Annotated in this window: 21 protein-coding genes; 3 read left to right on the forward strand and 18 right to left on the reverse strand. The window is 74.5% G+C overall.

Translation table 11 applies throughout. The features are described from left to right. The first annotated feature begins 5 nt into the window (after positions 1–5). Positions 6–455 (forward strand): acyl-CoA thioesterase, encoded by a 450-nt coding sequence (locus IEZ03_RS16885; RefSeq protein ID WP_184883431.1) that lies wholly within the window; start codon positions 6–8, stop codon positions 453–455. Here IEZ03_RS16885 and IEZ03_RS16890 read toward each other — a convergent pair. The 4 genes from IEZ03_RS16890 to IEZ03_RS16905 all read right to left on the reverse strand — a co-directional run bounded on the left by IEZ03_RS16890 (position 419) and on the right by IEZ03_RS16905 (position 4,101). Continuing rightward, entirely contained in the window at positions 419–1,891 is a 1,473-nt protein-coding gene (locus IEZ03_RS16890) for an AMP-binding protein (protein ID WP_308427977.1), read from the reverse strand. The genes IEZ03_RS16885 and IEZ03_RS16890 overlap by 37 nt on opposite strands. Before the next feature lie 407 nt (positions 1,892–2,298). Further along, positions 2,299–2,856 carry a TIGR03086 family metal-binding protein gene (locus IEZ03_RS16895; RefSeq protein WP_184883427.1) on the reverse strand — a complete coding sequence of 186 codons (558 nt, stop codon included), beginning with the start codon at positions 2,854–2,856 and terminating at the stop codon, positions 2,299–2,301. 91 nt (positions 2,857–2,947) lie between these two features. Continuing rightward, positions 2,948–3,415, reverse strand: coding sequence for a RidA family protein (locus tag IEZ03_RS16900; RefSeq protein WP_184883425.1), 468 nt, complete (start codon positions 3,413–3,415; stop codon positions 2,948–2,950). Next, positions 3,412–4,101, reverse strand: coding sequence for an NADPH-dependent F420 reductase (locus IEZ03_RS16905; protein ID WP_184883423.1), 690 nt, complete (start codon positions 4,099–4,101; stop codon positions 3,412–3,414). Before IEZ03_RS16905 ends, IEZ03_RS16900 begins: the two co-directional genes overlap by 4 nt. 174 nt (positions 4,102–4,275) lie before the next feature. Between IEZ03_RS16905 and IEZ03_RS16910 the strand changes: the two genes are divergently transcribed. After that, a complete protein-coding gene (locus IEZ03_RS16910; RefSeq protein WP_184883421.1) occupies positions 4,276–4,596 on the forward strand; it encodes an ArsR/SmtB family transcription factor in 321 nt (106 codons plus the stop codon). Between the two features lie 392 nt (positions 4,597–4,988). Beyond that, positions 4,989–5,609, forward strand: a complete 621-nt coding sequence (locus IEZ03_RS16915) for an acyltransferase (protein WP_184883419.1) — start codon at positions 4,989–4,991, stop codon at positions 5,607–5,609. Positions 5,610–5,614: 5 nt separating this feature from the next. Here IEZ03_RS16915 and IEZ03_RS16920 read toward each other — a convergent pair whose 3' ends face one another. From IEZ03_RS16920 to IEZ03_RS16985, 14 genes are all read right to left on the reverse strand, one after another. Continuing rightward, entirely contained in the window at positions 5,615–6,196 is a 582-nt protein-coding gene (locus tag IEZ03_RS16920; RefSeq protein ID WP_184883417.1) for a hypothetical protein, read from the reverse strand. A gap of 14 nt (positions 6,197–6,210) precedes the next feature. Beyond that, positions 6,211–7,590, reverse strand: a complete 1,380-nt coding sequence (locus tag IEZ03_RS16925) for a glycosyltransferase (RefSeq protein WP_221480668.1) — start codon at positions 7,588–7,590, stop codon at positions 6,211–6,213. Between the two features lie 5 nt (positions 7,591–7,595). Continuing rightward, positions 7,596–8,138 carry a hypothetical protein gene (locus tag IEZ03_RS16930; RefSeq protein WP_184883413.1) on the reverse strand — a complete coding sequence of 181 codons (543 nt, stop codon included), beginning with the start codon at positions 8,136–8,138 and terminating at the stop codon, positions 7,596–7,598. Then, positions 8,135–9,415, reverse strand: a complete 1,281-nt coding sequence (locus IEZ03_RS16935) for a glycosyltransferase family 4 protein (RefSeq protein WP_221480667.1) — start codon at positions 9,413–9,415, stop codon at positions 8,135–8,137. The genes IEZ03_RS16930 and IEZ03_RS16935 overlap by 4 nt, the downstream gene beginning before the upstream one ends. After that, a complete protein-coding gene (locus IEZ03_RS16940) occupies positions 9,412–11,094 on the reverse strand; it encodes a glycosyltransferase family 4 protein (protein WP_221480666.1) in 1,683 nt (560 codons plus the stop codon). Before IEZ03_RS16940 ends, IEZ03_RS16935 begins: the two co-directional genes overlap by 4 nt. Before the next feature lie 114 nt (positions 11,095–11,208). Beyond that, positions 11,209–12,525, reverse strand: coding sequence for a nucleotide sugar dehydrogenase (locus IEZ03_RS16945; RefSeq protein ID WP_184883411.1), 1,317 nt, complete (start codon positions 12,523–12,525; stop codon positions 11,209–11,211). 45 nt (positions 12,526–12,570) lie between these two features. After that, on the reverse strand, positions 12,571–13,617 hold the full coding sequence (locus IEZ03_RS16950; RefSeq protein ID WP_184883409.1) for a Gfo/Idh/MocA family protein: 1,047 nt from the start codon (positions 13,615–13,617) through the stop codon (positions 12,571–12,573). After that, entirely contained in the window at positions 13,614–14,720 is a 1,107-nt protein-coding gene (locus IEZ03_RS16955) for a DegT/DnrJ/EryC1/StrS family aminotransferase (protein WP_184883407.1), read from the reverse strand. The genes IEZ03_RS16950 and IEZ03_RS16955 overlap by 4 nt, the downstream gene beginning before the upstream one ends. Positions 14,721–14,862: 142 nt before the next feature. Beyond that, positions 14,863–16,356, reverse strand: a complete 1,494-nt coding sequence (locus IEZ03_RS16960) for a hydrogenase large subunit (RefSeq protein WP_184883405.1) — start codon at positions 16,354–16,356, stop codon at positions 14,863–14,865. Then, positions 16,353–17,867: a proton-conducting transporter transmembrane domain-containing protein gene (locus IEZ03_RS16965; RefSeq protein WP_184883403.1), complete on the reverse strand. Its 1,515-nt coding sequence runs from the start codon at positions 17,865–17,867 to the stop codon at positions 16,353–16,355. The genes IEZ03_RS16960 and IEZ03_RS16965 overlap by 4 nt, the downstream gene beginning before the upstream one ends. Continuing rightward, positions 17,867–18,526 carry a hypothetical protein gene (locus IEZ03_RS16970; protein WP_184883401.1) on the reverse strand — a complete coding sequence of 220 codons (660 nt, stop codon included), beginning with the start codon at positions 18,524–18,526 and terminating at the stop codon, positions 17,867–17,869. Before IEZ03_RS16970 ends, IEZ03_RS16965 begins: the two co-directional genes overlap by 1 nt. Further along, positions 18,523–19,473: a respiratory chain complex I subunit 1 family protein gene (locus IEZ03_RS16975; RefSeq protein ID WP_184883399.1), complete on the reverse strand. Its 951-nt coding sequence runs from the start codon at positions 19,471–19,473 to the stop codon at positions 18,523–18,525. The genes IEZ03_RS16970 and IEZ03_RS16975 overlap by 4 nt, the downstream gene beginning before the upstream one ends. Further along, positions 19,470–21,542, reverse strand: a complete 2,073-nt coding sequence (locus tag IEZ03_RS16980) for a proton-conducting transporter transmembrane domain-containing protein (RefSeq protein ID WP_184883397.1) — start codon at positions 21,540–21,542, stop codon at positions 19,470–19,472. The genes IEZ03_RS16975 and IEZ03_RS16980 overlap by 4 nt, the downstream gene beginning before the upstream one ends. Then, complete coding sequence (locus tag IEZ03_RS16985) at positions 21,539–22,024, reverse strand: NADH-quinone oxidoreductase subunit B family protein (protein WP_229808340.1); 486 nt, start codon at positions 22,022–22,024, stop codon at positions 21,539–21,541. The genes IEZ03_RS16980 and IEZ03_RS16985 overlap by 4 nt, the downstream gene beginning before the upstream one ends. Between the last annotated feature and the right edge of the window lie 97 nt (positions 22,025–22,121).

The raw sequence follows: 22,121 nt of genomic DNA on the forward strand, positions 1-22,121 counted from the left end.
GACCAATGGTCGAACCACTGCACGTCGAGCAAATGCAGGTGCGCTGGGCGGACACGGACGCCGGAGGGCGCATCCATTGGTCGGCGGTCTTCCGCTGGGCCGAAGCCGCCGAGCATTCCTTTCTCCGCGCACTCGGCTGGGATACCGAGAAAGCGGGCACCTATCCGCGGCGTTCGACGGAGGCCGCCTATCACCGGCCGCTGCGATTCGGGCAGAATTTCGAGGTGCGCATCGGAATCGAGCGCATGAAGACCAGTTCCGTCACCTTCGGCTGGACGGTCGTCAGCGGCGGGCAGACCTGTGTCAGCGGCAGGCACACCGTCGTGCACATCGGCGACGACGGCCGCCCGGCGCGGTGGCCGGACCATCTCCGGGCCGGTCTGGCGGGCGTGCTCCGAGGTGCGGGCGGCGGGGACCGCTACACCTGCTTGGCCGCCGACTCGCGCAGCAGGTAGCGCTGGAGCTTCCCGGTCAGGCCGCGGGGCAGGGAGTCGACGAACTCGATCGACCGGGGGTACTTGTACGGCGCTATCTCCTGCTTCGCGAAGTCCTGCAGTTCGGCGGTCTTGCCGGGACCGGCGGACGCGCCGTCCCGGAGCACGACGTACGCCTTCACGATCGACTGCCGCAGCGGATCGGGGGCCGCCACCACGCCCGCCTCCAGGACGTCCGGGTGCCTGAGCAGGGCCTGCTCCACCTCCGGCCCGGCGATCTTGTAGCCGGACGAGACGATCATGTCGTCGCTGCGGGCCTGGTACCAGAAATGGCCGTCCGCGTCGCGGACATAGGTGTCCCCGGTGATGTTCCAGCCGTCGGCCACGTAGCCGCGCTGCCGCTCGTCGCGGAGGTACCGGCAGCCGGTCGGGCCCCGGACGGCGAGGCGTCCGGCCTCCCCGTCCGGCACCGGGCGCCCCTCCTCGTCCAGGACGGCCGCCCGGTAGCCCGGTACCGTCCGCCCGGTGGACCCGGGGCGGATCCGGTCCCGCTCGGCGGAGATGAAGATGTGCAGCAGTTCGGTGCAGCCGATGCCGTCGAGGACCTCCACCCCGGTCGCGGCGTGGAACTCCCGCCATACGGCGGCCGGCAGGTGCTCCCCCGCGGACACGCAGGTGCGGAGGCCGGCCAGGGCCTCGGCCTTCCCGGTGGCCAGCAGCGCCCGGTACATGGTGGGCGCGGTGAACAGCGTGGTCACCGCGCGGTCCGCGATGGCGTCGGCCAGCCCGTCCGGGGTGGCCTGCTCGATCAGGAGCACGGCGGCGCCCGCGCTCAGCGGGAAGACGACGAGCCCGCCGAGGCCGAAGGTGAACCCCAGCGGCGGGGTGCCGGCGAAGACGTCGCCGGGACGGGCGCCGAGGACGTGCCGGCCGTAGGTGTCGTTGATCGCGAGGACGTCCCGGTGGAAGTGCGCCGTGATCTTCGGGACGCCGGTCGTCCCCGAGGTGGGGGCGAGCAGGGCCACGTCGTCGGCCGAGGTGGCGACCGCGGGGAAACCCGGGTCCTTGGCCTCGCTGCGACGGATCAGGTCGTCACCGGAACCGCCGCCGTACACCAGGGTCGGCAGACCGGGCACCGCAGCCGACAGCTCGGCCGTATAGCGGTGGTCGCACACGGCGAGGTCCGGCTCGGTGAGCGCGGCAAGGGCGCCGATCTCGCCGCTGCGCAGCAGGTGCATGGTGGTGACCGCCACGCCCCCGGCCTTCAGCACGGCGAACCAGGCCGCGACCAGCCAGGGGGTGTTGGGGCCGCGCAGGAGGACCCGGTTCCCGGGCACCAGGCCGAAGTCCTCGGTGAGCACCCGGGCGGTCTGGTCGGCGCGGCGGAGCAGGTCGCCGTAGGTCCAGGTCTCGGTACCGGTCAGCAGGCAGGGCCGGTCCCCTCCGTGGCGGGCCACGGAGGCGTCCAGCAGCGCCGCCGCGCAGTTCAGGCGTTCCGGATATTGCAGCTCCGGCAGCCCGAAAAGCAGTTCCGGCCACTGTTGCGCGGGCGGAAGATTGTCTCGACAGAACGGGTCAACGTGAGCCGAAGGCAATAAATGCATAAGTTTGACTATGCCATGCGAGATAGCCCGGATCAAGCATTCGAATAGCGCGCGATCCGATCTCGCACGGCGCAATTATGTGGGCATCGAGTTGATCTGTTCACCGTGCGTTGCGGTATCCGCCCGTAACCGGATGGATTCACAGTGTCCGGTTCTCTGTACGGCTCGTGGTGGCGGCGGAGAGCATGTGTTTCGCGAAAGCGAATGGCCGGCGGCGCACGGGACGGCTCCGATCGGGGGAAGGGACGCGGGGCACCGGGTCAGGCCGGTGGGGACCAGGCTGGATCACGGCCCAGGAGCGCGGCGATGTTGTCGATCGCGGGGCGGGCCGGATCTTCGGCGAGGGGTGCGCGGTAGACGCCGCCGGGGCCGTTGAGGGGGCTGCCCGGTGCGGTATTGGCCCGGGCCAGCGGCAGCGCCGCCTCGGCCAGCCGGGCCGGGACGCCGGGCGTGGTGTGGAGGGCGCGGTTCAGGTCCCAGCGGTGGACCAGCATGTCCACGGCGTGGACGCCCAGCACCATCTCGGTCGGCACCTCCCCCAGCCACGGGATGAGCACCGTCTCGCCGGCCTGTTCGAGGACGGCGAAACAGCGCGCCGCGATACGGGCGAAGTCGTCCCGGGGGTCGCCGTTCGCCTCGAAGGGCGGCAGCACCGCCCGCGCGATGGCCTCATGGCGCTCGTTCATGTGGTTGAGCAGATCGGTGACCGTCCACCCGTCGCACGGGGTCGGACTCGCCATCGCGGAGTCGGGGACCAGGGCGACGTCGTGGCCGATCAGAGCCAGTGCGGTCGCTTCGAACCAGAGCAGATCGCTCATGAGGATGCCTTCCGAATTCGACGGATGGGTGGACTGACTCGCCGGAACTGGACGGGCGCCCCGGGCCGCTGCGGGACCGGTTGCAGGCGGGTCAGGAAGGCTCGCCGGTCGACTCCAGGATGAGGTCGAGTTCCAGCGGCATCCCGCCGGGAAGCGCGACCGAGCCGAAGACCAGCCGGGTGTGGCGGGTCGGCGCGAAGGCGGTGTCGAAGACCTCCGAGGCCCCGTCGGCCACCGCCGCGTGGTCGCGGAAACCGGGATCGCAGGCGATGTGGACGGCAAGCCTCACGACGCGCGTGACCTGCTCCAGGCCGGTGGCCGCGTCGATCACGGCGAGGGCGTTGAGGGCCGCCGCCCGTGCCGCGTCCCGGCCCTCGGACGTGCCGAGTTCCGCGCCGAGGCGTCCCGTGACGAGCGGGGCGCCGTCGCGCAGCGGCAGCATCCCGCTGAGGAACAGCAGGCCCGACGCCGCTGCGGCCGGTACGTAGCCGCCGAGCGGCCGGGGCGGTTCGGGCAGGTGCAGTCCCGCGGCTCGCAGGCGTGCGGCCGGGGCGCTCATCCGGTGGGCCGGGCGATGAGCCCGCCCACCCGGTCGGCCTGGCCGGGCTGCCACCTCTCCCCCAGCAGCGCGTAGTTCATGCGGGGGAAGTAGCCGAGCCGGGTGCCGAGCTCGCCGCTCAGCAGCGTCATGCGCTCGACCGTGCGGGCGTTGGCAAGCCGGCCGGCGTCGACGTAGCGGAACGGGGTGCCCGCGCCGAGATCGATGACCTGCCGCTTGGCGTCCGCGTCGTCGGAGACGACGTAGACGTCGCTGACGAGGCCGCCGAAGTCCGGCTTGTCGAAGACCTCCCACCAGACGTTCTTGAAGGCGCCGACGACGCGGGTGTCCGGAAGGGTCGCGGCGATCTGCTCGGCGCCGCTGGTGTCCCAGGGGGTGATGAAGTCGCTGTAGTCGGCGTTGAACGGGTTGGTGATGTCGATGAGGATCCTGCCGCGCAGGGTCTCGCGCAGCGGTTCGAGCTGTGCCAGCAGGCCGTCCCGCAGGAAGATGGCCGGCAGCACGACGGGCGCGTCGAGGGCCCGGGCGCGGTCGCCGGAGGTGAGACCGGGGAGGCCGAGGCCGGCGGCGATCTTGTCGGCCCGCGCGGTGTCGCGGGAGCCGAGGACCACGTCGTGTCCGGCGCGGGCGTACATCGCCGCGAGCCGCACCCCCATCCGTCCCGTGCCGAGAATGCCGATCTTCATTGCGGTTCCCTTCTGTCGTGTCCGCCGTCCCGGACGGTCGCGACCCTCCGCGGAAACGCGGGCCGGCCGGGATGTGATCAACGTACACCGCTATATAGCTAAATCGCAATTTGCCTATGCACTTCCCCTCGTCGGCGGTCGGGGGCGCCCCCTGGCTGCGGCTACGCTGACTGCATGAGCGAGGTGGTGCAGGGGGTCGATCTCGAGGTGCTGCGCGCCCTGTCCAGCCGGGCGCGGCTGGACATCCTGCGCTGGCTCAAGAACCCCGCCGCGAACTTCGGCCACCAGGCGGTCGGCGACTTCGACGTCGAGGGGGTGTGCGTGTCGGTCATCCAGGAGCGCGCCGGCATGTCCCAGCCGACTGTCTCGGCCCACCTGAAGGTCCTGCACCAGGCCGGCCTCGTCACCCGGAAGAAGGTCGGCGCCTGGCAGTACTACAAGCGCGACGAGGCGGCGATCCGCGCCTTCACCGAGGTCCTGGCCAGGGAGCTCTGACACGACGGCTTTCGGATACCGCCGCCGTGCCGGAGGTCGTCTAGCGGAGCCGACGTGCCGACCCCCACGAGCAGGATCCGCTCGGCCCCGTGGAGCGCGTCGACCGCGCTGTCCGATTGCTCCGCGTCGATGGTGGAGCCGATGTCCCGGAGCGCCTCGGCGTCCGAATTGATGATCTTGCCCAGGACGTCGATGGGCCGGTCGCCCGCCTCGACACGCGACTCGATGAGCGTTCCATGCCGGGGCCTGGCGCGTCGGCGTGCGGCCGCCGGAGGGGTAGGGCATGCTCGGTCCGGTGACGGCGTCGCTGGCGTCGCCGCGCCGCTCGCATGTCCGCTCGACCGCAGCGCACTGTGGCCGGGCCCGGGGGGAGTTTCCACGGAGGGACGCCGATGAGCCACCGCATCCTGCCGAACGCCGAGGTCGACCCGTCCGCGGAACTCGGCGACGGGACGACCGTGTGGGGACTCGCCCAGGTCCGCGAGGGCGCGCGGCTCGGCGCGGGCTGCATCGTGGGGCGCGGCGCGTACGTGGGCGCGGGCGTGCGGATCGGCGACAACGTCAAGCTTCAGAACCACGCGCTCGTCTACGAGCCGGCCGTGCTGGAGGACGGCGTGTTCGTCGGGCCCGCGGTCGTCCTCACCAACGACCGCGCGCCCCGCTCGGTGACCCCGGACGGGACGCTGAAGCGGGCCGCCGACTGGGAGGCCGCCGGGGTGCACGTCGCCGAGGGCGCCTCGCTCGGCGCGCGCAGCGTGTGCGTCGCGCCGGTGCGCGTCGGGCGCTGGGCGATGGTCGCGGCCGGCGCGGTCGTGACCCGCGACGTTCCCGACTTCGGGCTGGTCGCGGGCGTGCCCGCCCGGCGGATCGGCTGGGTCGGCCGCGCCGGGGCCCGGCTGGCCGAGCGGCCGGGCGAGCCGGGCACGTGGGAGTGCCCGGAGACCGGCGAGCGCTACATCGCGTCGCCCGCCGCCGACGGCTCCGGAGCGACGGTCATGGCCGCGACGAGCTGAGCCGCTCAGGGTGCGGCGTCCAGGCTCCTGTCCTGCCGCGTCGTCACGATGAGGCCGGGGTTCCGGCGGGCCAGCCACCGGGCGAACGGGACCGACGTGCGGTCCATCACGACGACCCGGGCGAGCCCGGCCGGGTCGACGTCGCGCAGGACGTGCCGCCGCGCGATACGGGCCAGCAGCAGCGGCCGGACGTGCCGGTAGAACGGCACGAAGAGCCGGCGGTGGACGCGGCGCGAGGCCATGGTCCGCGCGCGGTCCAGCCGTGCGCCCCGCCGGCCGCGCCGCGCGACCGGCCGCACGACGAGCCGCGGCAGCCTGAAGACCAGCGTGCGCTCCAGCCAGAGCAGCGGATGCCCGGCCTCGGCTCGGTCGAGCCGGTGCAGGCGGACCCGTCCGTCCAGGTCGTCCCAGCCGTCCGATTCGGCGGTCAGCAGCTCGACCCGCGCCCCCTCGGCCGCCGCGAAGTGACCGGCCAGCCCGATGATCCGCCGGTACTGGCGGACGGGTTTCACGTTCGGCCTGGGGTCCATGGTCAGCCCGGGGTCCATCGCCACGACCAGCACCCGCGGGGCCCGCGCACCGTCCATGCCGCCTCCCGGCATCAGCGGCCTCCCGCGCGGCGTCCACGGGCGGCCAGTTCGGCCAGCCGCCGCACCAGCGGCTCCAGCGTGCGGTTCCGTTCGAAGCGGCCGGCGTAGGCGCGGGCCTCCGCCACCTGCCGCTCGCCCAGGCCGGCCGCCGCCTTCGCGGCCTCGACCATCGAGACGGCGATGTCCGCCGGATCGAGCCCTCCGGGGTTGAACCACAGCGGATAGCCCCGCAGCGGTTCCTCGGCCGCCGACCCGGGCGAGTGGACCGACACGATGGGACGGCCCGCCGCCATGTACTCGAAGATCTTCCCGGACGTGACGTAGCGGCCACCGCCGTTCAGGAACACCAGGACGTCGGAGTCCCGGTAGACGTCGCCGAGGTCGGTCTTCGACACGGCCCCGCGATGGCGCACCCCGGGGGCGAGCACCCGCTCATCGCCGTCCCCGCCGGCGGTTCCGGCGTTGAACCGCCGCCGGAGCACGGTCTCGGCGCCCTTGAAGAACCCGAAGTACCCGTAGAGGTCGAGTTCGGCGCGCACCATGTCGGAGTGCTCGCGGGCGCGGGCGAACCCCTCGACCAGTTCCTCGATGGGCTGCTGGCCGGTGATCGTGCCGACGAAGGAGAACCGGGGCGCGTGCCCGCCCGTCTCCGCACGGGCGGCCGGCGGGGGCTCGGTGGTCTCGGGGAGGGTGTCGGCGTCCCAGCCGTTCAGGACCGTCATCATGCGGCCGGCCGCCCGCGGGTAGCGGTCGGCGTGCCAGGACCGCTGGGCGTCGTTGACGAACAGGGAGTTCGCCGCGGTCTCCAGCACCCGGCGCTCCCAGCGCCACGCGGGATGCCCGTCCTCGAACCTCGGCTCCTCGCTGAACTGGTCGAGAGTCCACGAGTCCCGGTAGTCGAGGACGTAGGGGGTGCGGGTCAGCTTGCGGAACAGCCACGCGGCGGCGAACGAGGCGAACGGGTTCCCCGTCGCGAGGACCACGTCGAACCCGCGCCGCGCGTGCATCCGCACCGCCCGCCGGACGGCGGCGCGCGCCCACGACGCGTAGTGCTCGGGGAAGACGTGCTCCTGTCCCCACGTGTACAGCGACTGGGCGAGCTGCGGGAACGTCCCCCGGAACGCGCTGTACTCGCGCAGGTCCGTCTGCCATGCGAACCGGTTCAGCTCGGGCCGCACCAGGGTGATCCGCGGGTCGATCGTCTCCATCAGCTTGTCGTCGACCGAGCCGAGCGTCCCGTGCAGGAACGGCAGCGGCGCCGCGAAGACCGTGACGTCCCAGCCCAGCTCGGCCAGCCGGTTGGCGGTCGCCCGGGGGCGGAACACCCCGCTGGCGCGGGACGGGGGGAAGTAGAAGGCGAGGTACAGCAGGCGCGGGCGGCGCTCGGTCATCGGAATCATCCCCGGGTGCGGCCGGCCGGCGGCCGCCCGGCGGCGGAGGCGATGGAGTAGGCCGGCCGCGCACCCGCGCCGGCGATCACGTCCGCCAGCTCGGCCACGGTGACCAGCGACTGCGGGTCCGCGACGACGACGAGGCCGACGGACCGCGTGCGCAGCTCGCGCTCGATCACCCGCCGGCGGACCGCGGCGCGGTCGCGCCGGTAGCGGCGGGCCAGCCGGTCGTCGACGCGGTTCGCGACGCGCCGCCGGTATCCGGCATCGACGCGGTCGCCGATCCCGCGGAGCGGTCCGGGGAGGAGCACGTGCAGCAGCAGCCGCGGAATCCGGTACAGCAGGAGCCGTATCGCGGCGGGACGGTAGCGGCGTTCCAGCGCGGGCAGCTCGATGGCGTCGACGCCGTCCGGGAGCGGGTCCCCCGTCCACGCCGACGCGCCGCGGATGAGCACGGCCGCGTCGCCGCGCTCCGCGACGACCCGCGCGGATTCCCGGATCACCGCGGGCCGGCGGGAGGCGCCGAGGGCCACGAAGAGCACGTTCACGTGCCGCTCCCCCCATCGGGGGGCACATCGTCATCCGCGCTGTCGTCCGCGCCGACGGCCGCCGGCTCGGGGAACCAGTACCGGTGGTGGACGTCGGCGACCACGCGATACCCGAAGCGCCCGTCCAGGACCTCGCGGGCCTTCGCCAGGTCGAGGCCGTCCGGGAAGCGGTCGCGCAACCGGCGGTAGCCCGCGGCGATCGACGCCGCGTCCTCCGCGACGTCGATCATCTCCCCCGCGGCGCTCTCGATGCCGGCCAGCGTCCGCTCGGGGCCGCCGCAGCGGGTGACGAGCACCGGCAGGCCGGCCGCGACCGCCTCGACGATCGTCACGCCGAAGGTCTCCCACCGGGCGGCGTGCACGAGGAGATCGTGCTCCCGCATGAGCCGGGCGGCCTCGTCCGGGGCGACCGCGCCGAGGAACGACACCGCGCGGCCGACGCCGAGCCCGGCGGCCCGTTCCGCGAGCCGTCCGGCCAGCTCGCCCGACCCGGCGATGGACAGTGTCAGCCCGGGGTCCTCGGCACGGCATTCGGCGAACGCCTCCAGCAGCAGGTCGACGCCCTTGCGCTCGACGAGCGTGCCGACGTACAGCCAGCGGCGCAGCCCGGTGACGGGACGCGGCCGCGGCGACTCGAAGGAGACCGGGTTGGAGATCGTCTCGATCTTGTGGGCGAGCGCCGGGAAGGCTTCGGCGAGCCGGTCGCGCAGCACGTCCGTCACCGCGAAGAAGCCGGTGCAGCGGTGCAGGACCTGCTCGTACATGTCCCGCGAGTCGGGCTGCGCGAGGACCTGGTCGAGGTAGGAGGCGTGCTCGGTGACGAACACGCGGGCGTCCGGGCGGGCGTTCTCCAGCGCCGTCCATCCCCCGCGCAGCCCCACGTGCGCGTGCACGACCCGCGCCGGGATCGGCTCGCCGCCCAGCGCCTCACGCAGCCATGACGCGTGCTCCCGGGCCTGCTCCGCGAAGGTGCGGCCCGGGACGGCCGGCACCGGGACGCGCACCAGCCGGGCGCCCGCGACCGCCGGCTCGTCGCGCAGCGCGACCGGCAGGAGCCGCCGGTGGGCCGCGCACGCCGCCGCGTACTCCGGCCCGGGCCGCAGCCACCACGCTTCGGTGTGGTAGACGGTGACCGAGTCGCAGCCCGGCGCCGTCGCCTCGACCATCGCCTGGACGAACGCCCCGGCCCACTCCTGCACCGGGTTGGGATACCAGGGCGCGACGACGGCCACGTCCCTGCCCGCCGCGTACCGGCCGGCCGCGCGGGTCGGCGTCACCCCTCCTCCTGGGCGCCGATGAGGTCACCGCCGGACAGCGGCGGAGCGGGCGTCGCCGGAGACGCCGTCCTCGCGGCGGCGGGCAGCAGCGCGCTGTAGACGCCGTCCAGAACCTCGGCCTGCGCCTCCCAGGACCACTCGTGCAGCAGTTCGGGCCGGTCGTCGTACACGGCGCGGTAGCGGTGCGGGTCGGCCCGTACCGCCTCGACCGCCCGCACGTAGTCGTCGACGTCCTCGGCGTGGAAGACCTCGCCCTGCCCGGTGGCCTTCACCATGCCGCCCATCGCCTGCACGTCGCTGACGACGATCGGCAGCCGCGCGTGCGAGTACTCGAAGAACTTCGTGATCAGCGCGATCTCGTGGTTGGGCCAGTGGTGGATCGGGATGACGCCGATGTCGGCCGCCGCCAGGAAGGGGACGACCTGGTCGAACGGCACGTACGGCAGCATGTGGACCCGGTCGGCGACGCCGAGCTCCACCGCGCGGGCGCGCAGCCCGCGCAGGTACTCGGACCGGGCAGTGGAGACGACCAGCGCGACGTGCAGCCCTGGCAGCCGCGGTAGCGCCTCGATCATGACGTCCAGGCCGCGCTGCGCAGAGGCCCTGCCGCTGTAGACGGCGATCTGGGCGTCCGGGCCGGCCCCGCACAGCTCCCGCAGGTCCGGGACGGGTTCGGTGCGGTCCGCATCGCCCCCGGTGAGCGGGGCGTTGAGCACGACGGTCGGCCGGTGCCGCAGTCCGTGGCGCTCGACGAGCCGGTCGGCGAGGACGTCCGAGACGGTCAGCACCGCGTCGGCCGCGCCCGCGTACTCGCGCTCGTACGCGCACATGGCGGGCAGCCAGCGCGGCTGGACGCCGCCCCACGGCTTCATGCCCGGCAGGAATTCGTGCACGTCCCACACGAGCTTCGTCCGCAGCCCCCGGGCGTGCGCCCGCCGCGCGGCGCGCGCCCCGACCCCGAGCATCCGGAAGTCGTTGGCGTGGATGATGTCCGGTTCGAGTTCGTCGATGACGCGCCGGTACGCGCTGTCCCAGTCCCACAGGTTGCGGTCGAGGACGCGCCAGGCGCGGTCGCCGAGGAGCGCCTGCCAGAACCTGATCGCGGACCGCTCCAGGGGCGAGCGCGGGTCGTTGCGGGCCGCCGTGAGCGACTCCGTCCGGTGCGCGCGCACCGCGACCCAGCGCGCCTGGAGCCTCGCCGAGACCCGCCGCGTCAGCAGCCACGCCTCGCGCACCGGGCCGCCCCCGGGCGCGATCCGGCTCGCGGCGAGGTCGGCCCGCCGGGACTGGACGAGCCGGCGCCGGTAGTTCGCCACGCTCGGGTGCGCGTACGCGAGCGGACGGCGCAGCGTGGCGCGCACGACGCTGTGCCGGGTCCGGCGGAGCGTGTGCCGCAGCGGAAGGAGGCGCACCCGGGCACCGCCCAGCGTCCAGGAGCGGCCCCTCCTGCCCAGGACGCAGCCGAGGAGGTGCACCTCCCAGCCCGCGGCGGCGGCGGACGCCGCCGCCTTCTGCACCCGGGAGTCGTGCACGACGTCGTTGTCGACCAGCATGACGACGCGGCCGCGCGACACGGCGGGCGCCGGCTGCCCCTCGGTCTTCCCGTCCTCGGTCTTCCCGTCCTCGGTCGGCCTGTCTTCGCTCGGCCTGTCTTCCCTCGGCCTGTCTTCGGTCAGCATGCGCCCCTCCAGCCTGGGTCGTCCGGGACCACCTGGTCCCGGACGTGGAATGCGTCGCCGACCACGGCGCCGCGGCCGGCCGGCCCGGGTCGGTCGGCGGGGCGCGGGCCCCGCTCAGCGGGACGTCCGGGCATCGCCCTCCCCGTCCGGGGCGCCGATGACGACGCGGGTGACGCCCCTCCAGCCGGCCGGGTCGGTGACGCGGCGTCCGTCCACCAGCGCCTTGACGCCGGGCAGGTCGGCGGCGCCGAGATCGCGGTACTCGGCGTGGTCGGCCTGGACGATCGCGGCGGCGACCGGTTCGCCCCGGTGCGGCGGCAGGCCGAGACCTTCGAGTTCCTCCGCCGTGTACATCGGGTCGGAGACGTACGGGGCGGCCCCACGTGCGCGCAGCGCCTCGACCGTCGGGAAGACGCCGGAGAAGGCGGTCTCCTTGACGCCGCCCCTGTACGCCGCGCCGAGGACCAGCACCGCCGCGCCCGTGAGGTCGCCGTAGGCGCCGGCGAGGAGGCCGACCGCGTACTCGGGCATCGCCTCGTTGGCGTCGCGCGCGGCGCGGACGATGGTCGCGTCCGGATCGTTCCAGAGGTACATACGCGGATATATAGGGATGCAGTGACCGCCGACCGCGATACCGGGCCGGTGGATGCGGCTGTACGGCTGGGTGTTGCACGCCTCGATCACCTTGGCGACGTCCACCCCGATGGCGTCGGCGTGGCGCGCGAACTGGTTGGCGAGGCCGATGTTGACGTCGCGGTAGGTCGTCTCGGCGAGCTTGGCCAGCTCGGCCGCCTCCGCCGAGCCGAGGTCCCACACCCCGTTGGCGCGTTCCAGATCCGGACGCTCGTCGAAATCGAGGACCTGCTCGTAGAACGCGACGCCGCGCCGCGCGGACGCGTCGTCGACACCGCCGACGAGCTTGGGATAGCGGCGCAGGTCGGCGAAGACCCGGCCGGTCAGCACCCGCTCGGGGCTGAACACCAGGTGGAAGCCGGCCCCGGCGGTCAGCCCCGATCCGTCGGCGAGCATCGGCATCCAGCGGTTCCTGGTGGTGCCGACGGGAAGCGTCGTCTCGTAGCTGACGAGCGTCCCGGGGCGCAGCCCCTCCGCGATCGACCGCGTCGCGGCGTCCATCCCGCCGAAGTCGGGGACGCCCGCCGCGTCGACGAACAGCGGCACGACCACGACGACCGCCTCGGACTCCGCGACGGCCGCCGCCGTGTCCGTCGTCGCCGCCAACCTCCCGTCGGCGACCGCCGCGGCGAGGCGGCGGCCCAGGCCGTCCTCCCCGGGGAACGGCTCGCGGCCCGCGCTGACGTCGGCGACGACCCGCTCGTCCACGTCGGCGCCGACCACCCGGTGCCCCTTGCTCGCGAACTGCACGGCCAGCGGGAGACCGATCTTGCCGAGCGCGACCACGCAGATCCGCATCACCGCTCGTCCCCCATGACGCCCCGCGCCGGACGGTTCGCGCGTTCAGCCGACACCCAGCACCTCCCCGTCCTGCAGCGAGACCGTCCCGCCGAGCTTCGCCGACTCCAGCACGGCCACCGAGACCTGCACGGTGCGCAGCCCCTCCCGCAGCGACACGATGCCCGCGGCGGGAGCGCCCGAGACGCCGCCCGCGGCTCCGGTGCCCGCGCGGACGGCGTCCCTGAACCGCTCGTGCTCGGTCAGCAGCGGCTCCGGCTTCGGGATCGCGTACCGGATCATGTCGCCCTGCGAGACGCCGACGAACGTCCGCAGCGCCTCCCACTGGGTGCCGATCTCGCCGTTCGCGTAGAACGTCAGGTCGGCGGTGAGGGTGTCGGCGACGCAGCAGCCGCGCTCCCCGGTGACGACCGTGGTGCGCTCCTTGAGCGGGCTCAGCCAGTTCACCAGGTGGCTCACCATCGAGTCGTCCGCGAGGCGGCCGACGGCGGCGACCATGTCCTCGTGCGGGCGCCCGCTGCGCGCCACCGTGTGCGCGGAGATCGACACGTACTCCTGGCCGGTGACCCACGCGGTCAGGTCGATGTCGTGGGTGGCGAGGTCCTTGACGACCCCGACGTCGGCGATCCGGTGCGGGAACGGCCCCTGCCGGCGCGTGACCACCTGGAAGACCTCGCCCAGCTCGCCCGCCTCCAGCCGGGCCCGCAGGCTCTGCAGCGCCGGGTTGTACCGCTCGATGTGCCCGACGCCCGCGACCAGGCCCCGCGACTCGAACGCCGTCGTCAGCCGCTCCGCCGCCGCCACCGAGTCCGCCAGCGGCTTCTCGATCAGCGCGGCCGCCCCGGCCTCGGCCAGCCGCAGCCCGACCTCCTCGTGCAGTGCCGTCGGGCAGGCCACCACCGCGTAGTCGATGCCGAGCGCGAGCAGTTCGTCCAGTGAGCCCACGAGGGGCACCCCGTACGGGGCGGTCTCCGGCCGCCCCGCCGGGTCCACGACCCCGGCCAGTTCCACGCCGTCCAGCGCGGACAGCACCCGGGCGTGGTTGCGGCCCATCGCCCCCAGCCCGACCAGGCCCGCCCGCAGCGGGGTCACGGAACCCCTCCGGCCTCGTTCACCGCGTCCGCCACCCGGATCAGCTCCTCCCCGGTGAGGGCCGGATGCACCGGCAGCGACAGGACCTCCGCCGCCGCGCGATCGGTCTCGGGCAGGTCCCAGCGCGGATCCGGCCGCCCGTCCCGCAGGAAGGGCGCGAGGCGGTGCACGGGCGCCGGGTAGTAGACGGCGCTCCCCACGCGCCGCTCGTCCAGATGCCGCCGCGCCCCGTCCCGGCCGCGGACGCGGACCGTGTACTGGTGGTAGACGTGCCGCGCGCCGGCCGCGACCGGCGGCGGCACGGCACCGGTGATCTTCGCGTCGAGGAACGCGGCGTTGGCGCGCCGCCGCTCCGTCCAGTCCGCGAGCCGCTTCAACTGCTCGCGCCCGACGGCGGCGGCCACGTCCGTCATCCGGGCGTTCACGCCGACGATCTCGTTCGCGTACCGCTGCTCCATGCCCTGGTTGCGCAGCAGCCGCAGCGTCCGCGCGGTCCCCGCGTCCGCGGTGGTGACCATGCCGCCCTCCAGGGCGTGCATGTTCTTGGTCGGGTAGAAGCTGAAGCAGCCGGCCGTGCCCAGGGCACCCGCCGGAATGCCGTGCAGCGCGGCGGCGTGCGCCTGCGCCGCGTCCTCCACGACCGCGAGACCGTGCCGCTCGGCGAGCGGGACGAGCCGGTCCACCGCCGCCGGGTGCCCGTACAGGTGGACGGGCATGATCGCCGCCGTGCGCGGCCCGACCGCGGCCGCGGCGGCGTCCGGATCGAGGCAGAACGAATCCGCCTCGATGTCGGCGAACACGGGCGTGGCGCCCACCAGCCGCACGGCGTTGGCGGTGGCCGCGAACGTGAACGACGGCACGATCACCTCGTCCCCGGGGCCGACGCCCAGCGCCAGCAGCGCCAGATGCAGCGCGGCCGTCCCCGAGCTGACCGCGACGCAGTACCGCCCGGCGACCAGCCCGGCGAACTCGTCCTCGAACGCCGCGACCTCCGGCCCCTGCACGACCCGTCCGCCGCGCAGCACGCGGACCGCCGCCTCGATCTCCGCGTCGCCGATCACCGGACTCGCCGCGGGGATGGGCTCCCCGGCTCCCACGGTCATGAGCAGACTCCTATCGGCCGCGACCGCGCACGACCCCGCACGGCGGCGGCGCGATCACCGAACGTGGTCAGCGCCATACCCTCTGTGCGGGCATTAATCATCCCGTCATCGGCTCGGCCTCGGCCGGCGATCCGGGAGCGTCCTACAGGTCGTTGCCGGCGTAGGAGAGGTTGAAGCTCTTGTTGACCAGGGGGAAGTCGGGGACGATCACGCCGTTCAGGGCGATCGGGAGGGCCGGCCAGTTGAAGAAGGACGGGTCGACGATCTTGGTGCGGGTGAGGGTGCCGCCGGGGGCCAGTTCGACCCGGTGGACGATGGTGCCGCGCCAGCCCTCGACGATGCCGACGCCGGAGACGGGGGCGGCGGGCGGGGCCAGCGGCGGCCAGTAGGTGACCACGCCCGGCGACATGCCGTAGGCCAGGTCCCCGATGAGCGCGGCGGAGACGGCGATCTCCTCGGCGCGGACCTGGAAGCGGGCCAGGACGTCGCCGGTGCCGCGGGTCGCGACGCGCAGGGAGGGGCGGAGGTCGGTGAACGGGTGGTCGCGGCGGGCGTCGGTGTCGAGGCCGCTCGCGCGGGCGACGTAGCCGAGCGTTCCCAGATCGCGGGCCGCCTCGGCGGGGAGTTCGGCGGTGCCGGTGAAGCGGTCGGCGACCACGGTGTGGGAGAGGGCCAGGCGGGCGAGTTCGGCGGCGTCCTCGGCGATGGCGGTCAGCCGCGCGGGCGCGGGGATGGTGCGCAGGGCGGCGCCGCCCAGCACGACGCCGCCGCGCAGGAGGCGGTGCCCGGTGACTTCGGCGTTCAGGCGCAGCAGGCTTTCGCGGATGCGGCCGAACTGGGAGTTCATGATGGAGTAGCCGACGTCGTTGCACAGCGCGCCGAGGTCGGTGACGTGGTTGTAGAGGCGTTCGAGCTCCAGGAGCATCGCCCGCATCCGCCGGGCGCCCGGGGAGACCTCGATGCCGGTGGCGTCCTCGACCGCCATGCAGAAGGCCAGGGCGTGGCCGACGGTGGTGTCGCCGCTGACGCGTTCGGCGATCGGCAGCGCGTCGCCGGGCAGGCGGCCGTGGAAGAGCTTCTCCAGGCCCCGGTGCACGAACCACAGCCGCGCCTTGAGCTTGAGGATGCTCTCGCCGACGACGGAGAACCGGAAGTGGCCGGGGCCGATCATGCCCGCGTGGACGGGCCCGACCGGGATCTCGTACACGCCGGGGCCCTCGACGGTGACGAACGGGTAGGGGCCCTCGGGGTCGCCGAACTCCGGCGGCGGCCCGGCGTCGGCGCGCATCGGGTACCAGCCGCGGGGCCAGTGGTGGTGCCGGACGAGGCGGCGCGGCAGCGGATGGTCCTCGGGGACGATCCCGTACAGGTCGCGCATCTCGCGTTCGAACCGCCCGGCGGGGAAGCTGAGCCCGGCGAGGCTCGGCAGGGAGGGCCGGCCGGGGTCGAGCCGGACCTGCAGCTCGGTGCGCCGGTCCGGGGACGCCCCGGTGAACAGGTACACCACGCGCAGCGCGTCGGGGTCGTGGTGGGCGGCGGTGAGCGCGAGCCGGTCGCCGCGGCCGAGGAGCGCGGCGGCCCGCTCCGGGAGGGCACCGGCGTCGATGTCGGTCGTGCGGCGTTCGTCCGAAGTCATCCGGAGACCCCCGTAACGATGTCGGTGGCGGCGTCGAGGAGCGGGCGGAGCGGCCAGGCGGTCACGCCGATGAGCGCGCAGGCGGCGAGGCCCGCGCCCATCGCGGCGGTGAGCACGCGCGGCGGCCGGAGCCCGGTGGCGGCCGACCCGGTCGCGGGGAGCGCGGCGGCTCCGGGGGCGTCGGGGCGGGAGCCCAGCAGCATTCCGGCCATCCGGGCGGAGACGGCGGCCATGACGACCAGTGTGAGCACGAGCGCGGCCGTCACGGCCCAGCCGAGGCCGGTGGCGAACCCGGCACGCACCATCGCGACCTCGGTGGCGAAGAGGGTGAACGGCGGGAATCCCAGCAGGGCCAGCAGCCCGGCGCCGAGGAAGAAGGAGAGCACCGGTGCCCGGCCGCCCAGGGCCCGGACGGCGTCGATGCGGCTGGTCCCCAAGGACTGCTGGACGCGGCCCGCCGCCAGGAACGAGACCGCCTTGGCGAGCCCGTGGCCGAGGATGTGCAGCAGGACCGCGGCCATGGCGAGCCGCGTCCCGATCGCGGTGCCGAGGGCCAGCAGGCCCATGTGCTCGATGCTGGAGTAGGCGAGCATCCGCTTGAGGTCCCGCTGGGCGAGCAGCAGCGCGGCCGCCACCGCCACGGAGGCCAGGGCGACGATCAGCAGCAGCGTCCGGGCGAAGCCGGCGCCGAGCGCGACGTCGGCGATCACCTTCACGCGCAGGACGGCGTACAGCGCCACCGAGAGCAGGACGCCCGACATCAGCGCGGACACCGGGGCGGGGGCCTGGCCGTGCGCGTCCGGCAGCCAGGCGTGCAGCGGGGCGAGCCCGGCCTTGGCGCCGAACCCGAGGATCAGCAGCGCCACCGCGATGCGGGTCACGTCCGGGTCGAGGGACGCGGCGTGCGCCGTCAGCCGGGCCCAGTCGAGCGCGCCGGACGACGGGACGTGCGCGTGCCGCGCCGCGAAGTGCAGCAGGACGATGCCGAGCAGCGCCAGCGCGATCCCGGCCGAGCAGATCACCACGTACTTCCACGCGGCCTCGACGGCGTTGCGCGTGCGGCGGTGCCCGACGAGGAACGCGGTGACGATCGTGGTCGCCTCCACCGCGACCCACAGGACACCGAGGCTGGACGCCAGCACGGCCAGCGCCATCGAGGCGATGAACCCCTGCGTCAGCACCCCGTACCGGCGCGCGTCGGCGGGGGTGGCGCGACCCGCCGCCCGCTCGGCGGCCAGGTAGGACGGGCTCGCGAGCATCGCCGGCAGCGCCACCGCGCCGATCACGAGCAGCATCAGCGCGGTGAGGGCGTCGGCGCGCAGCAGCCCGCCGAGCCCGGTGCGCGGCCGGTCCGCCGCCAGGACCGCGAGGCAGACCGCCGCCGCCAGCACGCCGGCCGCGGCGGCGGGGGCGAGCCACGCCGTGCCGCGGCGCCACCCGAGCGCGGCGTACCCGCAGGCGGCCAGCACCGGCACGGCGACCGGGGCGGTGAGCAGGATCGTCGTCATCATCAGTCGTGCAGCTCCCGCAGGTCGTCCAGGTCGCTGTCGCCGAACACGTCGCGGATGCGGGACGTGAGGATCTGGAGCACCAGCACCGCCAGCAGCACGTCCAGCGACATGCCGAGCTCCACGATGAACGGCACGCCCGTGGTGGTCAGGAACGCGACGGCCGTGATGCCGTTGTCCATCATCAGGAACCCCGCCACCTGGGAGAGCGCGCGGCGCCGGGTGACCAGTACGAAGAACCCCAGCAGGACGACGGTGAGCGCCACCGGCACGGCGCGGGTGGCCGGGGACGGCGCCAGCTCCACCACCGGGCGCGTCACGGCGAACGACAGCAGCGCCAGCAGCGCGGCGGCGACCAGCGACGAGGCCACGTTCACCAGCGGCTCGGTCTCCCGGAACGCCCCGCCGGCGAGCATCGCCCGGCGCAGCATCAGCGGCAGCACGGCGGCGCGCAGCACCAGGATCCCGGCGGCCAGCGCGACCGTCGCCGCGTGGCCCTCGTGCAGCCCGAGGACGGCGACGAGGGCGGCCAGGGCCGCGCCCTGGACGGCGAACAGCCGGACGATGGCCGCCAGGTCGCGCCGCCACAGCGCGAGGACGCCCGCCAGCAGCAGGGCGCCGACGGCCATGTCGAGGGCGTGGACGTAGAGGCCGCCGCTCATGGCCCCGCCAGGAAGAACGAGGCGGCGACGGCGAGCAGCGCCATCAGGAACGAGCCGGCCAGCAGTTCGGGGACGCGGAACATCCGCAGCTTGGCCATGAACACCTCACCGGCGGCGAGGGCGCCGCCCAGGACGACGACCTTGGCGCTGAACGCCAGCAGCGCGACCGGCAGCATGAGCAGCGACGTCCCGGCGATGCCCCAGGGCGCGAAGAGGTTGGCGAACAGGCCGAGCAGCACCGTGAGCCGCATCGCCGACGCCCATTCGACGAGGGCGAGGTCCGGCCCGGCGTACTCCAGCACCATCGCCTCGTGGATCATCGTCAGCTCCAGGTGGGTGGACGGGTTGTCCACCGGGATGCGCCCCGTCTCGGCGATCGTGACGATGGCCAGCGCCACCGCCGCGAGCAGGCTCACCGGGGACACCACGAGCTGCGGGTCGTGGAGCGTGGTGGTGACGATCTCACCGAGGTTCGTGGAGCCGACCCGCGCCGACAGCGCGAACACCGAAAGCAGGATCGTCGGCTCCACCAGCGCCAGCACGACCATCTCGCGGCTGGCGCCCATGCCGCCGAACGCGGTCGCGGTGTCCAGGCCGGCGAGCGCGAGGAACACCGTGCCGAGCGCCAGCAGCGCGATCACCGCGAACAGGTCCGCGATGCCGTCCAGCGGCGAGGCGGTGGTGACGAGCGGGACCACCCCGGCGGCGACGAGCGCGGCGCCCGCCAGCACCAGCGGCGCCGCGCGGAACAGCACGCCGGTGCCGTGCGGGGCGATCGGCTCCTTGCGCAGCAGCTTGCGCAGGTCGCGCCACGGCTGGGCGACGCCGGCCCCGGCGCGTCCCTCCAGCCGTGCCCGGACCTGCCGCATCACCCCCACCAGCAGCGGCGCGCCCGCCGCCACCAGCAGGACCTGGGCGACCGCGCCGACGGTCCCCGCGGCGCTCATCGGGTCACCGCCAGGACGATCAGCATCGCGGTGAAGGCGTAGAAGCCGTAGCCGACGTAGCGGTGGACGCTGCCGTTCGCCAGCGGGCGGGCGGCGCGGCCGGTCCAGCGGGCCGCCGCCAGCACCGGCCGGTACAGCCGGTGCTCGACCCGGTCGGCGACCTCGGTCCGGTAGCGGACGCTGTCGATCAGGTACGCCGACTCCTCGACCGGGGTGACGTCCAGGTCGGTATCGGGCGCGAGGACGTCGTCGAACACCCGCACCAGCGGCTCGGCGAACGAGGTGGCGGTGTACTCCATCCGCGCGGAGGCCGGTCCGGCGCCGCAGTCCCACGGCCGGGCCCGGCGGCGGGCCCGGCCGGCCGCGGCCGCCCGCAGCACCCCGATCAGCACGACGGCCGCGACCAGCAGCGCGACGGTGATCAGGAGCGGGGACATGGTGCTCGGCATCCCGGCCGGCCGGAGCACGACGGGGCCGGTGACGGGGTCGGCGGCCGGCCCGGCCACCGCCGCCGCGACACCGACGGCGCGGGACAGCCCGTCGGCGATCAGCCCCGGCGCCAGCGCGGCGACGACGCAGCCCGCGGCGGCCAGGACCATCCCGGCGATCATCGCCGGGGGGCTCTCGTGCGCCCGCTCGGCGCCCGCGCCGCGGGGACGCGCCAGGAACCCGACGCCGAACGCCTTGGTGAACGCGGCGATGGCGAGGCCCGCGGACAGCGCCACCACCGCGACCGCGACCGGCATGGTGACGGCGGCGACCGTGCCGCCCTCGGGGAGCGCGTGGACGAGGCTCTGCAGCAGCAGCCACTCGCTGACGAACGCGCTGCCCGGCGGCAGCGCCGAGGCCATCAGCGCCCCGACGCCGAACAGCGCGGTCGTGGCCGGCATCGGCGAGCGCAGGCCGCCGAGGGCGTCCAGGTCCCGGGTCCCGGTCGCGCGCAGCACCGACCCGGCGGCGAGGAACAGCAGGGTCTTGAAGCCCGCGTGGTTGACCACGTGCAGCATCGCCGCGGTCAGCGCGAGCGCCGCCATGGTGCGGGCGCCCGAGACCGACAGCAGGCCCGCCGCGCCCACGCCGACCAGGACCAGGCCCATGTTCTCGCAGGTCGAGTAGGCCAGCAGCCGCTTCAGATCGGTGGCCACCACCGCCTGGAGGATTCCGTACAGGGCCGACACGGCACCGGCCGCGAGGACGATCAGCCACCACCACGCCGGCCCGCCGCCGAGCAGGTCCAGCCCCACCCGGACGATCCCGTACACGCCCATGTTCACCATCGCCGCGCTCATCAGCGCGGACACGTGGCTGGGCGCCTCGGGGTGGGCGCGCGGCAGCCAGACGTGCAGCGGCACGATGCCCGCCTTGGAGGCGAACCCGGCCAGCGTCGCGACGAAGACGGCGCTCCGCACGGCCGGGGGCAGGCCGTCCGCTGCCTCCCGCAGCCGGTCGAACGACTCGCCGTGGGACGCGGCGGCGAATCCGGCGAGGCCCGCGAGGATCGCGACCAGCCCAAGGTGGGTCATGACCGCGTACCAGAGCCCGGCCTCCCCCACCGACGCGCGCCGCCGGTGCTCGGCGACGACCAGCAGCAGCGACGTGATCGCCATGAGCTCCCAGGCGAGCAGGAACGTGGTCACGCTCGCCGCGGCGGGCACCAGCAGCATCGCCAGCACGAACAGCGGCAGCATGGCCTGCACGGCCCGGCCGTCCAGCCCGTGCCCGCCGTCCAGCCCGTGCCCGGCGTCCGGCCCGTCCCGGCCCGGACGGCTGTAGCCGGCCGCGTACACGGCGGCGCACACCGCGACCGCGCCGGTCACGGCGATGAACAGCCCGCCCAGCGGATCGACCGCCAGCCGCACGCCGGCCAGGGGCAGCAGGTCCGGCAGCCACGCCGACCAGGGGCGGCCGGCCATCGCGGAGAGGCCGGCGGCGACCGCGGCTGCCCCCGCGGCGGCCGTCGCCCCGCCCACCGCCGCCGGGCGGACCCGGCGCGGGAGCGCGGCAGCGGCGGCGGCGAGCAGTCCGAGCGCCAGTGCCGCGCAGAACGCGGCACCGGTCGGGTTCGTCATCGGCCGGTGAGCCCGCGCAGCGCCGCGACGATCGCCTCCGGCTCCGGCGGGCAGCCGGGCACCTCGGCGTCGACCGGGACGACGTCGTCCACCGGGCCCGCCACCCCGTACGCCTCGGCGAACACGCCGCAGCCGCGGGCGCAGTCGCCGAGCGCCACCACGACCTTCGGCTCCGGCACCGCCTCGTAGGTGCGCCGCAGCGCCACCCGCATGTTGCGGGTCACCGGCCCGGTCACCAGCAGCGCGTCGGCGTGCCTGGGCGACGCGACCAGCCGCGCCCCGTAGCGCTCGGCGTCGTGGACGGGCCCGAACGCCGAGGCGATCTCGACCTCGCAGCCGTTGCAGGACCCGGCGTCCACGTGCCGGATCTGGACCGAGCCCCGCAGTTCGCCCGCGGCCCCGGGCACGGTGCCCCGGGGGCGCGCGGGCGGGTCCTCGGCGACCCGACCGGTCCTGATGATCTTGCGGAGCAGCTCTCTCACCGGGTTCCCCGACGTGCGATGGCGGACAGGTCCGCGCGGCTGCGAGAATCTTCGCATCCTGCGCAATTGCCAATATTAGCAATCGTTGAGGTGTGCA

This window comes from Actinomadura livida, assembly GCF_014648675.1.
GTDB classification, from domain to species: Bacteria; Actinomycetota; Actinomycetes; order Streptosporangiales; family Streptosporangiaceae; genus Spirillospora; species Spirillospora livida.